At 72.0% G+C, this 13,898-nt stretch carries 8 protein-coding genes; 5 read left to right on the forward strand and 3 right to left on the reverse strand.

Annotated elements, in window-relative coordinates; genetic code table 11:
• Positions 1 to 20: 20 nt before the first annotated feature.
• Genes J421_RS22735 through J421_RS22755 form a run of 5 tightly spaced genes read left to right on the forward strand, consistent with a single transcriptional unit; the run spans position 21 to position 8,924 of the window.
• Complete coding sequence (locus J421_RS22735; protein ID WP_025413482.1) at positions 21 to 1,763, forward strand: glycoside hydrolase family 43 protein; 1,743 nt, start codon at positions 21 to 23, stop codon at positions 1,761 to 1,763.
• Entirely contained in the window at positions 1,763 to 3,697 is a 1,935-nt protein-coding gene (locus tag J421_RS22740; protein ID WP_025413483.1) for a glycoside hydrolase family 127 protein, read from the forward strand. The genes J421_RS22735 and J421_RS22740 overlap by 1 nt, the downstream gene beginning before the upstream one ends.
• Positions 3,694 to 5,769 (forward strand): family 43 glycosylhydrolase, encoded by a 2,076-nt coding sequence (locus J421_RS22745; protein WP_104022967.1) that lies wholly within the window; start codon positions 3,694 to 3,696, stop codon positions 5,767 to 5,769. Before J421_RS22740 ends, J421_RS22745 begins: the two co-directional genes overlap by 4 nt.
• On the forward strand, positions 5,766 to 7,838 hold the full coding sequence (locus J421_RS22750) for a hypothetical protein (protein ID WP_025413485.1): 2,073 nt from the start codon (positions 5,766 to 5,768) through the stop codon (positions 7,836 to 7,838). Before J421_RS22745 ends, J421_RS22750 begins: the two co-directional genes overlap by 4 nt.
• A 12-nt stretch (positions 7,839 to 7,850) precedes the next feature.
• Positions 7,851 to 8,924 carry an alpha/beta hydrolase gene (locus J421_RS22755; protein ID WP_025413486.1) on the forward strand — a complete coding sequence of 358 codons (1,074 nt, stop codon included), beginning with the start codon at positions 7,851 to 7,853 and terminating at the stop codon, positions 8,922 to 8,924.
• 2 nt (positions 8,925 to 8,926) lie between these two features.
• Here the strand turns inward: J421_RS22755 and galB are convergent, their stop codons facing one another.
• From galB to J421_RS22770, 3 genes are all read right to left on the reverse strand, one after another.
• Entirely contained in the window at positions 8,927 to 11,653 is a 2,727-nt protein-coding gene (gene galB / locus J421_RS22760; RefSeq protein WP_104022968.1) for a beta-galactosidase GalB, read from the reverse strand.
• Positions 11,650 to 12,117, reverse strand: a complete 468-nt coding sequence (locus tag J421_RS22765) for a Plug domain-containing protein (protein ID WP_104022969.1) — start codon at positions 12,115 to 12,117, stop codon at positions 11,650 to 11,652. Before J421_RS22765 ends, galB begins: the two co-directional genes overlap by 4 nt.
• Before the next feature lie 118 nt (positions 12,118 to 12,235).
• Positions 12,236 to 13,873 (reverse strand): RagB/SusD family nutrient uptake outer membrane protein, encoded by a 1,638-nt coding sequence (locus J421_RS22770; RefSeq protein ID WP_158508877.1) that lies wholly within the window; start codon positions 13,871 to 13,873, stop codon positions 12,236 to 12,238.
• Positions 13,874 to 13,898 lie beyond the last annotated feature (25 nt).

Here is a 13,898-nt window from a genome sequence, read left to right on the forward strand (position 1 = left end):
GTTCCACGCGTCCCGGTCCGATGCGCCCTGCCCTCCGCATTGCCACGCTCGCCGCCTCGCTGTCGCTCGCCGTCACGGCGCCCGGACACGGCGCCGGCGCCCAGCCCGTCCAGAAGGACGGGGCGGCGCGCGGGGCGCCGCCCCACGTCGCCCGCTTCGACTGGTTCGAGTACGCCGGCCACGACGCGGTCTACGACACGAACCGGCCGCGGCCCGGCGAGTACACGAACCCCATCCTCATGGGGTTCCATCCCGACCCCAGCATCACGCGCGCCGGCGACGACTATTACCTCGTCAACTCGACGTTCGCGTACTTCCCGGGCATCCCGGTCTTCCACAGCCGCGATCTGGTGAGCTGGACGCAGATCGGCAGCGTGATCGACCGGCCGTCGCAGCTCCGCCTGGACTCGTTGGGCGTGTCGCGCGGCGTGTTCGCGCCCGCCATCGCGTTCCACGCCGGCACCTTCTACGTCGTAAACACGTGCGTCGACTGCGGCGGCAACTTCCTCGTCACGGCGACCGATCCCGCGGGCCCGTGGTCGGACCCGATCTGGCTCGGCTTCGACGGCATCGATCCGTCGCTCTTCTTCGACGATGACGGCAAAGCGTACGTGGTGAACAACGGCGCGCCGGTCGGGCCGCCGCTGTACAGCGGCCACCGCGCCATCTGGATCCAGGAGCTCGACCTCGCGACGAAGCAGCTCGTCGGCGAGCGCACCCTCATCGTGAACGGCGGCGTCGACATCCGCACGAAGCCGAGCTGGATCGAGGGGCCGCACCTGTTGAAGCGGGACGGCAGGTACTACCTGATCGCCGCCGAGGGAGGCACGGGGGACTTTCACTCGGAGGTCGTCTTCGGCGCGCCGTCGGTGCGCGGGCCGTACACGCCGTGGAGCGGCAACCCGATCCTCACGCAGCGCAACCTCGATCGGAACCGTCCCGACCCGATCACGTCGACGGGGCACGCCGACTTCGTGACGCTGCCCGACGGCGATACGTGGGCCGTGTTCCTCGGCACGCGCCCCTACGCGGACGACACGTACAACACGGGGCGCGAGACATTCCTCATGCGCGTGAGCTGGCGCGACGGCTGGCCCGTGCTCACCTCGGGGCAGGAAGGCGTGCCGTACGTCGCGCCGCGTCCGACGCTGCCCGCGCAGCCCGCCCCGACGATCCCGACGCGCGGCAACTTCACGGTGCGCGACGACTTCTCCGGCCGCGCCCTCGCGCCGTACTGGCTGATGCTGCGCACGCCGCGCGAGACGTGGTGGGACCTCACGTCGGCGCCCGGGTCGCTGTCGCTCGCGGCGCGTCCGGTGCCGCTGTCGTCGCGCGGCCAGCCGTCGTTCCTCGGCCGCCGCCAGCAGCATCTCACCGCGACGGTGACGACGTCGATGCGCTGGGCCCCGACACAAGACGGCGACCGCGCGGGGCTCGTCGCGTTCCAGTCCGAGAACGCGTGGTACTTCCTCGCCGTCGGCCGCGACGGGGGAAAGCCGGTCGTGCAGGTGGTGCGGCGCGCCGGCCGGGGACCGAGCGTCGCCGATTCGGTGCTCGCATCGGCCCCGCTGCCGACCGGCACGACGTCGCCCATCGAGCTGCGCATCACGGCACGCCGCGACCGGTACGACTTCGCCTACGCGACGACGCCGAACCGCTGGACGACGCTCCTCGCGAACGCCGACGCGACGGTCCTCTCCACACGCTCCGCCGGCGGCTTCGTGGGCGTGCTCTTCGCGCTCCACGCGTACGCGGCTCCCTGATGCCCGCCCCGGATTCGCTCTCGCGGCGCGACGCGATCGCGCTCCTCGGCCTCGGCGCGTTAGGCGCGCGCATGTTGCCGCGCATCCTGACGCGCGCGTCCTGGGCGGCGCCGGCGAGCGCCGGCGTGACTCCGTTCGCCCTCACCGACGTCCGGCTGCTCGACGGGCCGTTCCGCGACGCGCAGGAGCGCGACGCGCGCTACCTGCTCGCGCTCGACGCCGATCGGATGCTGCACAACTTCCGCGTCAACGCCGGACTGCCGCCGAAGGCGCCGGTCTACGGCGGCTGGGAGTCGGAGGAGCCGTGGGTCGGCATCCGGTGCCACGGCCACACGCTCGGCCACTACCTCGGCGCCGTGGCGATGATGTACGCGTCGACGGGGGACCGGCGGTTCGCCGAGCGCGCGACGTACATCGTGAGCGAGCTGCGCGCGTGTCAGCAGGCGCGTGGGGACGGCCTCGTGTGCGCCTTTCCCGACGGCGCGAAGCCGCTCGAGGACGCCGTCGCCGGGCGGCGCTTCGCCGGCGTGCCGTGGTACACGATGCACAAGATCTTCGCCGGCCTGCGCGACGCGCACGTGCACGCGGCCACGCCCGACGCGCTGCCCGCGCTCGTCGCGCTCGCCGAGTGGACGTGGAACGCGACGCGCGACATGAGCGACGACGCGATGCAGCGCATGCTCGACACCGAGCACGGCGGCATGACCGAGGTGCTCGCGGACGTGAGCGCCCTCGCGCACGAGCCGAAGTACCTCGCGCTCGCGCGCCGCTTCGCGCACCACAAGGTGCTCGACCCGCTCGCCGAGGGGCGCGACGTGCTCGACGGGCTCCACTCGAACACGCAGATCCCGAAGTTCGTCGGCTACCAGCGCGTGCGCGAGCTCTCCGGCGACGCGGCGTACGGCGCGGCGGCGCGGCACTTCTGGGAGACCGTGACGCAGCGCCGCTCGTATGCCACGGGCGGCAACGGCGACGGCGAGCACTTCTTCCCCGTCACCGAGTTCGCCCGGCGCCTCGGCTCCGCGAAGACGATGGAGACGTGCTGCACGCACAACATGCTGCGGCTGACGCGCGCGCTGTTCACCGCGGCGCCGTCGTCCGCCGTGACGGACTACTACGAGCGCGCGCTCTACAACGGCATTCTCGCGTCGCAGGACCCCGACTCGGGGATGATGACGTACTTCCAGGCGACGCGACCCGGCTACGTGCGGCTGTACCACACGCCGGAGGAGTCGTTCTGGTGCTGCACCGGCACCGGCATGGAGAACCACGCGAAGTACGGCGACTCGATCTACTTTCGCGGCGACGACGCGCTGTACGTGAACCTCTTCGTCCCGTCGACGGTCGCGTGGCGCGCGCGCGGCGTCACGGTGACGCAGACCACGCGCTTCCCCGAGACCGACGCGACGCGGCTCGCCGTCGCGGCGGTGCGGCCGGCGCGGTGGACGCTCATGCTGCGCCGGCCGGCGTGGTGCGCGGGCATGACGGTCGCCGTGAACGGCCGCCGCGTGCGCGCGTCGCCCGACGCGGCGGGCTACCTCGCGGTCGCACGGACGTGGCGCGAGGGCGACGTCGTCGACGTGCGCCTCCCGATGACGCTGCGTGCCGAGCCGCTGCCGAACGCGCCGGATCTCGTCGCGTTCGCGTACGGGCCGATCGTGCTCGCCGGCGCGTTGGGCACCGCGGGCGTGACGCCCTCGGCACAGATCATCAAGAACGAGCGCGAGTCGGGCAACATGCTGAACGCCGCCGTCGAGATCCCCGCGCTCGCCGGCACCGCGGCCGACGTCGTGCGCGCCACGCGCCGGGTGTCCGACGCGCCGCTCGCGTTCGAGACCGCGGGCGTCGGCCGGCCGCGGGACGTCCGGCTGGTGCCGTATCACCGCGTGGCGCACGAGCGCTACAACCTCTACTGGAAGGTGCAGCCGACATGAGGCGCGCCCGCTCTCTCGTCGTGGCCGCGTGCCTAACGGTGTCGGTCGTCGGCGCGCGCGCCGCGGCCGCGCAGACGTGGACGTCGGACAACGGCAACGGCACGTTCACGAACCCGCTGTTCTACGACGAGTTCTCCGACCCCGACCTGATCCGCGTCGGCGACGACTTCTATCTCACGGGGACGACGATGCACGCGATGCCGGGGCTCCCCGTGCTGCACTCGACGGACCTCGTGAACTGGGAGCTCCTGAGCTACGCGCTGGACGCGCTCGACCTCGGTCCGGCGTTCCGCGTCGAGGACGGCAAGGAGATCTACGGCAAGGGCATCTGGGCGCCGTCGTTCCGCTACCACGACGGCACGTTCCACATCTTCAGCAACGTCAACGGGCAGACGACGCAGCACTTCACGGCGACGAATCCGCGCGGCCCGTGGACGCGCGCCGCGATGAAGCGCGGGCTGCACGACCTCTCGGTGCTGTTCGACGACGACGGCAAGGTGTGGGTGGTGTGGGGCTACCGCGACCTCCACATCGCGCAGCTCGACTCGACGCTCACCGACATCGTGCCCGGCACCGAGGTGGCGCCGTTCGGACGCGATGCGCTGATCGGCGAGGGGTCGCACTTCTACAAGATCGGCGGCAAGTACTACATCACGAGCGCGTGGTACGCGGGGCGCATGCGCATGCCCGCCGCGCGCGCCGACCGCCCGCAGGGGCCGTGGGAGGTGAACCCCGAGATCAGCGCCGACGAGGACTTCGGTCTCCGACCCGGTGCTCGGCTGCGCAACAACGGCAACTCGCCCGACATCGTCGTCAACCCAGCCCCCGCGTCGCCGAAGCACGGCAGCATGTCGATGCACCAGGGAGGCATCGTGCAGACGCCCGCCGGGGAATGGTGGGGCTGGTCGATGTACGAGGGGAACTCCGTCGGGCGTCTGACGGCGCTCTCGCCGGTGACGTGGAAGGACGGCTGGCCGTACTTCGGGCTCCCGGGGAACCTCGAGCGGACGCCGCGCACGTGGGTCAAGCCGGCCGTCGCTGCACGCGGGACGACGGGGGGGAGCAAACCGCACGCGCCGTACACGCGGAGCGACGAGTTCACCGGACCGCGGCTCGCGAACGTGTGGCAGTGGAACCACGTGCCGAACGATTCGGCGTGGTCGCTGCGCGAGCGACCGGGATTCCTCCGTCTGCACTCGCTGCCCGCGCCCGACTTCTGGCTGGCGCGCAACAGCCTCACCCAGCGCGCCGTCGGGCCGCAGTCGCGGCCGACGACGATCCTCGAGACGAGCGGCATGCAGCCCGGCGACGTCGCCGGCCTCGCGATGCTCGACAAGCCGTACGCGTGGATCGGCGTGCGCCGCGGCGACGACGGCTTCTGGCTCGAGCAGGTCGACCAGCTCTCGGGCGACACGGCGCGCGCGAAGCTGGCGCCCGCCCCCGCGCGCCGCGTGTGGCTGCGCGCCGACTGCGACTTTCTCGTCGAGCGGTGCACGTTCAGCCACAGCGCCGACGGCACGCGGTTCACCGCGTTCGGCCGGCCGCTCGGCACGATCTTCCAGCTCAAGACGTTCCAGGGGGTGCGCTACGCGCTGTTCCACTACAACGCGCGCGGCGCGCCGGGCGGCTACGCGGACTTCGACGCGATGCGCGTCGTCGAGCCGCACCCGCACGGCTTCACGCGGCCCATTCCGTTAGGCCGCACCGTAGCGTTCCGGGCCGCGGGACGCGACACGCCGCTCGCGCTCGACGGGCAGTCGCGCTTCACGATCATCGACCGCGGGCTCGGGCGCGTCGCGCTGCGCGCCGGCACCCGATCGGCCGCACGCTACCTGTCGGTCGCGCCGACCAGCGACAGCACGAGCGCCGTCGCGCTGCGCGCCGGCAAGCCCGGCGACGGCGAGACGTTCCAGTGGATCGAGGATCTCTACGGCGACGCGACGCTCATGTCGCTCGCGACGCACCGCTACCTGCGCGTCGAGCGCGACGGCCGCGTGACGAGCGACAGCCGCGGGCCGACCCCGGAGCCCGCCGAGGGGACGGCGCTGCAGTGGATCCCGGACGAACGATGAGATCACACCGGACGACGATCGCGACGATCCTCGCGGCGGCCGTGTTCGCCGGGGATGCGTCGGCGCAGGCGATCACCGCGACGATCGACGCCGGCGCGAAGGGCCCGCCGATCTCGCCGCTGATCTACGGCATGTTCATCGAGCACGCCGGCGGCCTGCTCGAACAGGGGTTCCGCGCCGAGCTGCTGGACGACCGCAAGTTCTACTTCGCGATCGGGCAGCGGGCACCCGCCGGCGCGGCGCCCGGGCGCCGCGGCGCGGCGCGCGGTTGGCAACCGTTAGGCGCGGCCGACGCCGTGCGGATGGACAGCGCGCACGCCTACGCGTCGGACCACGTGCCGCTCGTCATGCTCGCAGGCAGCGAACCTCGCGGCATCGCGCAGGACGGCGTCGCGCTCAAGAGCGGCGTCGGCTTCACGGGACGCATCGTCGTCGCGGGCGATCCGGGCGCGCACGTCACGGTGAGCCTCGTCTGGGGGCCCGGCGCCGCCGACCGTGGGACGGTCCGGCTCGCGCCGCTCACGTCACGGTGGACGACCCGGCGCTTCGAGTTCGCCCGCCACCCGACGAGCACCGACTCGGCGCGCATCGAGATCGCCGGCACCGGACACGGCGCGTTTCGGGTCGGTGCCGTCTCGCTGATGCCGGCGGACAACGTGCGGGGCTTCCGGCGCGAGGTCGTCGCCGCGCTCGCGACGCTGCACTCCGGCGTCTACCGCTTCCCAGGCGGGAACTTCGTGTCCGGTCCGTACGATTGGCGCGACGCGGTCGGCGATCCCGACCGACGCCCGCCGCGCTGGGATCCCGTCTGGGGCGCGCTGCAGCCGAACGATTTCGGCCTCGACGAGTTCATGACGCTGTGCGAACTGCTCGACGTCGCGCCGTACGTCACGGTGAACGCGGGCTTCGGCGACGCCGTCTCCGCCGCGCAGGAGGTCGAGTACGCGAACGGCGCGGCGACGACGCCGATGGGGCGACGGCGGGCCGCGAACGGGCACCCGGCCCCGTACGGCATCAAGTACTGGGGAATCGGGAACGAGATGTGGGGCGACTGGCAGTTCGGCTACATGTCGCTCGATCAGTGGATCGCGAAGCAGGGGCAGTTCGCCCGCGCCATGCGCAGGGTCGATCCCACGATCCTGCGCGTCGCACCCGGCGCGATGCCGGACGCGATGACGGGGTCCGGCATGGCGAGGAAGCTCACCGGCCAGCCGGTGGCCGAGCCGTTAGGCAAGGCCGACTGGAGCGCGGCGCTGCTGTCGCGGTCGATCGACGACTTCGAGGTCCTCAGCCAGCACTTCTACGTCTACGGCGGCACGCACTTCGACCTGGAGCAGGGGAAGCAGGTGCCCGACGACCCGTCCCTGTCGTTCCTCGAGTGGTCGCGCAAGCCGGCCAACATGGTGCGCGTCGACTACGAGCACTTCCAGACGTACCGCGAGCACATCCCGGCGATCCGGCGCAAGCCGATCACCGTCGCGCTCGACGAGTGGGCGTACTCGGGATCGCCGCCCGGCGCGTTCAAGCCCGTGCCGGCGTACGCGTGGGCGCTGAACGAGCTGTTCCGGCACAGCGACACGTTCACGTTAGGCGGGTTCACCTTCGCCGGCTCGACGCTCAGCGCGACGCGCACCGACGCGGTGCTCAACCCGATCGGGCTGATGTTCCGGCTCTACCGCGCCCACTTCGGCACGGTCCCACTCGGCGTCTCGGGCACGTCGCCACAGCCCGAGCGGACGGGACGCGTCGGGGGCGAGGTGCCTAACGTCAACGCCGGCAGCCCGACGTACCCGCTCGACGTCGCCGCCGCGCTCACGGCCGACGGGAAGACGCTGACGGTGTCGGTCGTCAACCCATCCGACCGCCCGCAGATGCTGCGTCTCGACCTGCGCGCGATCGCGGTGGCCGGGCCCGGCACGGTGTGGCGGATGGCGCCCGGCAGCGTGACCGCCGCGAACGTCGTGGGGCGCGAGCCCCAGGTTCGTGTCGATCAGGCCACCGCCGACGCGACGGAGCCATTGGTGATCCCGGCGATCAGCGTCGGCGTGTACGGGTTTCCCATCCGCTAAAGGAGAACGTCCATGCTCCGACACGCGCTGCTCTTCACCGCCGGCGCGATCGCCGCCGCGACCTCGTTAGGCGCCCAGCCAGCCCGCCCCGCGCCCAACGTCCCGGTGCCGGTGCCTAACGCGGCGCCCGTCGTCACCGAGCGCGTGAAGGTCCACGGCACGTCGCTCGAGGGCAACCTCGAGGGCGACTCGCCGGACCGCGACGTCATCGTGTACCTGCCGCCGAGCTACGCGAAGAGCGGGCGCCGCCGCTACCCGGTCCTCTACGCGTTGCACGGCTACTCGATCAGCAACGAGCGGTGGACGACCGAGATCCACACGCCGCAGACGATCGAGGGCGCGTTCGCGACCGGCACGCGCGAGATGATCGTCGTCCTCGCGAACGCGCAGACGCTGCACAACGGGTCGATGTACTCCAACTCGGTCACCACGGGGAACTGGGAGGACTTCATCGCCCACGACCTCGTCGCGTACGTCGACACGCACTACCGCACCATCGCCGACCGCCGGAGCCGCGGCGTCGCCGGCCACTCGATGGGCGGCTACGGCACGGTGCGCATCGCGATGCGCCACCCCGACGTCTTCTCGGCGTTCTACGCGATGAGCCCGTGCTGCATGTCGGCGCGCGGCGCCCCGTCCGCCGAGTCCGCGACGCGGCTGGAGGCGGTCGTCGCGGGCGGCGACACGGCCGGCTCCCGGTCGCTCGACTTCGGCACGCGCGCGACGCTCGCGTCGGCCGCCGCGTGGTCACCGAACCCGAACGCGCCACCGTTCTACCTCGACCTGCCGACGAAGGACGGCGTCCCGCAGCCGCAGGTGCTCGCGCGCTGGGCCGCGAACGCGCCGCTCGCGATGGTCGACCAGTACGTCGCGAACCTGCGCCGCTACGCCGCGATCGCGCTCGACGTGGGCGATCAGGACGGCCTGCGCCGCGACACCGCGGAGCTGCACCGCATCCTCGACGCATACGGCATCGCGAACACGTTCGAGCTCTACCCCGGCGACCACGTGAGCGCCGTCGCCGACCGGATGCAGAACCACGTGCTCCCGTTCTTCGGCAAGTACCTCGCGTTCGACGCGCGGTGACGCTAGCGCGGCGCGTGAACGCTGCTGATCGTCGCCGCGCCGGCACGGAGCCCGTCCGCCGTCGCGGTGACCGTGATGCGTCCCGTACGTCCGGGCGTCGCGCGCACGATGACGAGCGCGAGCCCGTTGAACGCGCGCCGCGTGTGCGACGGGAACGGCTCGAAGCTCGTCGGGTCGCCGTTGTCCGTCGCCACGATCTCGCCCGGGCCGTCGACCGTGAAGCGGATCGCGTCGCTCGCGCGCGGCGCGGTGACGCCGGCGGCATCGGTCACGCGCACCGTCACGAACGCGAGGTCGCGCCCGTCGCCGCGGATCGTCGGGCGGTCGGGCGTCGCCGTCAGGCGCGCCGCGGCGCCGGCGGTCGTCACGCGGTCGGTGGCCCACCGCCGGCCGTTCTTGTACGCCACCACCTCGAGCGTCCCGGGCTCGTACACCACGTCGTCCCACCGCAGACGGTACTCGTACGGCCCCTTCGTCTTCCGGCCTAACGACTTCCCGTTCAGGAACAGCTCCGCCGCGTCGCCCGACGTGAAGACGTGCACCGGCGTGACGAGCCCCACCCGCTCCGGCCACGTCCAGTGCGGCAGCAGGTGCGCCATCGGGAGGTCGGGGCGCCAGTGCGCCTGGTACAGCCAGAACCGGTCCTTCGGGAACCCCGCGAGGTCGATGATTCCCGAGTAGGACGAGCGGGACGAGTAGTAGGGCGTGGGCTCCCCGAGATAGTCGAAGCCGGTCCACACGAACTCACCCGCCACGTACGGGTGTCGATCGAGCGACGCGAACACCTTGTCGGCCGACGAGCCGAAGTCGACCGCGTACAGCTCGTACGCGCTCACCTGGCGGATCTTCGCGTCACCACCGCGGCCGTCGCGCACCGGCGAGGTGATCCCCTTCTCCACGGGAAACAGGTACACACCGCGGCTGCTGAACGCCGACGCGGTCTCGGTGCTGAGCACGGCCTTGTCGGGGAAGCGTGCGTGGAACGCGGGATACTGCGGCGGCGTGCGGATGCGGTCGGTCCCCTCGAACTCCGGCTCCTGGCGGATCCCCTCCCCCTGGTAGTTCAGGCCGATGACGTCGAGCACCGCGGGGAGCGGCATGTCGGCCTTCGCGTAGTTCATGGCGCTCGTCACCGGCCGCGTCGGATCCTCCGAGCGCACGATGTCGCGCAGCCGCGCCGCGATGCGCGCGCCCGCCGTGTCGGTGTACTGCTCGCCGACCTCGTTGCCGATGCTCCACAGGATCACGGACGGGCTGTTGCGGTCGCGCCGGACCATCGCGCGCAGGTCCGGCTCGTGCCAGTCGTCGAACACGAGGTGGAAGTCGAGCGGCGTCTTCGCGCGCTCCCACACGTCGAACGCCTCGTCGAGCACGAGGAACCCGAGGCTGTCGGTGAGCGCGAGCAGCTCGGGCGCGGGCGGGTTGTGGCTCATGCGCACCGCGTTCGCGCCCATCGCGCGCAGCGTGAGGAGCTGGCGCTCCGCCGCGCGCGCGTCGAACGCGGCGCCTAACGCCCCGAGGTCGTGGTGGTCGTTCACGCCACGGATCGGGACGTGCTCGCCGTTCACGAGCAGCCCCGAGTCGGGATGGAATCGCACGTCGCGCACGCCGAACCGCGTCTCGTACGTGTCGATGGTCCGGCCGCCGCGCGTCAGCGTCGTGACGGCGACGTAGCGGTTCGGCCGCTGCGTGGGCGGAGGCCCCCACCGGCGCGGGTGCCGCAGCACGACGCTGCGCCGCACCACGACGCGCGTGCCGGCAGCGATGGTCGTGTCGACCGCCGGCAGCGAGGCGACGGGCGCGGCGCCGCGTCGTCCCGCGGCGTCCAGCGCGTAGATGCGCGTCGTCGTGCGCACGGTCGCATCGCTCGCCGCGTCGTCGTCGATGTCGACGTCGATGTCGAGCGTCGCCGCCTCGCCCGATACGTCGCGCGCCCGCACGACCGTGCCCCACTGCGCCACGTGCACGCGGTCCGTCGTCGTCAGCCACACGTGGCGGTAGATGCCCGCGCCTGGATACCAGCGCGACGACTGCGGCGGGTTGTCGAGGCGGATCGCGAGCTGGTTGATGCCGCCCGGCACCACGTACGGCGTGAGGTCCACGCGCCACGACGTGTACCCGTACGGCCACCCGCCGACGAGCGCTCCGTTCAGCCACACGGTCGCGTACGACATCGCGCCGTCGACGTCGAGGAAGACCGACTTCCCCGCATCCGACGCCGGCACGCGCAGCTTGCGCCGATACCAGCCGACGCCCGCGGTCGGCAGCCGCCCCATGCCGCCGGTGTTCCCCGTCGTGAGGAACGGCCCCGCGATCGCCCAGTCGTGCGGCAGCCGCACGCGCTGCCACGCGCCGTCGTCGAAGTCGGCGCGCAGATACGGCACGTCGCCGGTCCACGGCGTCGCCGGCGGCGCGTGGCGGCGCGCGGGATCGGCGATGAAGCGGTTGCCGGTCGGCAGGATCCACGGCTTCAGCACCGTCGTCGCGGTCGCGTTAGGCACCGTGGCGGCGCGGGGCTGCGCATCCGCCGGCCGGTCGTCGCGGTCGTCGCGCACCTCGGGGCGCACGTCGTAGCGCAGGTCGACCGTGAGCCCCGCCGGGTCGCCCCGCGTGAACCGCCAGTCGTCGTCGAGCGAGACGCGCGACCGCGGCGACGGCTGCGCGCCTAACGCGCCTGACGGGATGAGCAGCGCAGCGGCGAGCGCCACCGCGCGCCGCGCCCGTCTCACGTCGAGTCGGGCCGCGCCGGCCGGCGCGTGCTGTCGGGCACCAGCATCCCCGGCGCGCCCTCCTTCCACGTCGAGACGTGGATCACGCCGGCGCCGTTGTCGACGCCCCAGCGGCTCGTCGCCGACGCCCCGTCGTAGAAGCGGATGGTGTTGACGAGGCGCGGCTGGATGGACTGCAGCGCGTCGACGCCGCCGACGCGGATCCCGTCCACGTACACCCAGACGATGCTCGGCACGAGGAAGCTGTCGACCCCGCGCGGGCGCAGCCAGATCGAGTGCAGCGCCGACACGGCATCGAACGCGTTCGTGTAGTTGCCGTCGAGCATCTGCTCGCGCGTGATCACCGTGCGGTCCAGCCGCCGCTCGGGGCGCCTCTGGTTCGCCGCGCACCCCCCGCCCCACGCGGCCGCGCCGAGTACGGCCAGCGTCGCGAGCCGGGGCAGCAGTCCGGAGTGACTCCGCATGTGTCCTCCTCGTGGCGCATCCGGGATGAAACCGGGCATGCTTCGCCCGTCATTCAGTAAACGCGCGAGCCTCCAGCCACCCCGCAAGAGGAGGCTGGAGGCTCCCGGAGGCTCCTGCTCAGTAGCCGGGGTTCTGCGGGAACGCGGCGGCGCCGCCCTCCGTGCGGTCGATCTGCGTCTGCGGGATCGGCCGGACGATGTGGGTCGCCTTCACGTTCGGCGCGGCACTCGCGTTGAAGGACTTGATGCGCCGCAGGAACACGTCCGTGCCCTGGCGCGCCAGCGTGTACCACCGCCCCTCCTCGCCGGCGAGCTCGCGCTCGCGCTCGTCGAGCAGGAAGTCGATCGGGCTCGCGTTGAAGCTGGTCATCTCCGAGGCGCTGATCGTGTTGTCGGCGCCCGGCTTCGCGGCGCGCGTGCGCAGCACGTTGATGTCGGCGATCGCCTCGCTCGGCCGCCCGGCCCGGATGTTCGCCTCGGCGCGCAGCAGGTACGCGTCGGCGAGACGCCACAGCGTGCGGTCGCGGTGCCCCGGGAACGTGTTCGCGTCGGCGCGCGTCTGGTCGAGCCACTTCTTCATCGTCGGGAACAGGTCGACGCCGTACTCGTTCTGCCCGTACTTCCTCCCCTGCCCGACCTTGTTCGCCGTCGCCGTGCCCGGCATGAAGATGGCCGTGTCGCCGTTCGGCTGCCGCCACAGCGTCTGGAACGTCGCGTCGTAGCGGCTGTCGGTCGCGCGGTTCCACAGGTTCAGCAGGTGCAGCGTCGGGCGCACGCGGCGGTACGGCCGGCCGTACGCGGGCGTGCGCGCGAGCGTCGGCACGGCGATGCCCGACAGGTCGTACGCCATCACCCAGTACAGGTGCAGGTTGTTGCCGAACGTGTCGGTGCCGCCGTCGCCCACGAACTGCACCGAGAAGATGATCTCCGGGTCGGTCTTCTGCGCCGGCGCGTAGGAGCACGGGCCCGTGAGGTCGTCGGTGTTCGCGCAGAACAGCGAGCGGTAGTTCGGGTTCAGCTTGTACGCGCCCGAGTTGATGACCGCCGTCGCCAGGTCGCGGGCGAGGTCGAAGTCGCCCTGCTTGGCACGCGTCAGGTACACCTCGGCGAGCAGCGTCTGCGCGGCGCCCTTCGTGGCGCGGTAGAGCTCCGTCTGCTTGACCGGCAGGTTCGCGATCGCGAACTGCAGGTCCGGGATGATCCCGACCGCGTAGACCGAGTCCGGCGACGTCCGCGTCGCCGTCGTCACCACGCCCTGCGTCGGCTCGAGGTTGAGCTGCAGCGCGCCGTACGTGCGCACGAGGTTGAAGTACAGCAGCGCGCGGAGGAACCGCGCCTCGCCGAGACGCGTGTTCTTCGTCGTCGCGTCGATCCCCGTGGCCGAGCCGATCGACGCGCTCGCCGTGTTGGCCGCGTTGATCGCCGAGTAGCCCGCCTGCCACTTGCCTAACAGATCGTTCGCCGACCCGCCGGCCGAGCCGTTGAGCTGTGGCGTGTAGTCGTTCCAGTACGACTGGTCGAGCAGCTGGCCGCCCTTATCCCACGAGTCGGTGCCGACCATGGTCATACGGATCTCCTGCTCGCCGCCGTAGAAGGCGCGCAGCTGGGCGTACGTGCCCGTGACCGCCGCGTTCGCGCCGGCGGTCGACTGGAAGTAGTCCGCCGCGACGCCGGTGACCGGCACTTCCTTCAGGTCGGAGCACCCGGCCGCCCCCACGAGGGCAGTCAGCGCCAGGACCGTGTGTGTGCGCTTCATCATTGGTCTCTCTCGTTGCGCTGGA

It is taken from the genome of Gemmatirosa kalamazoonensis (assembly GCF_000522985.1).
Taxonomy (GTDB): domain Bacteria; phylum Gemmatimonadota; class Gemmatimonadetes; order Gemmatimonadales; family Gemmatimonadaceae; genus Gemmatirosa; species Gemmatirosa kalamazoonensis.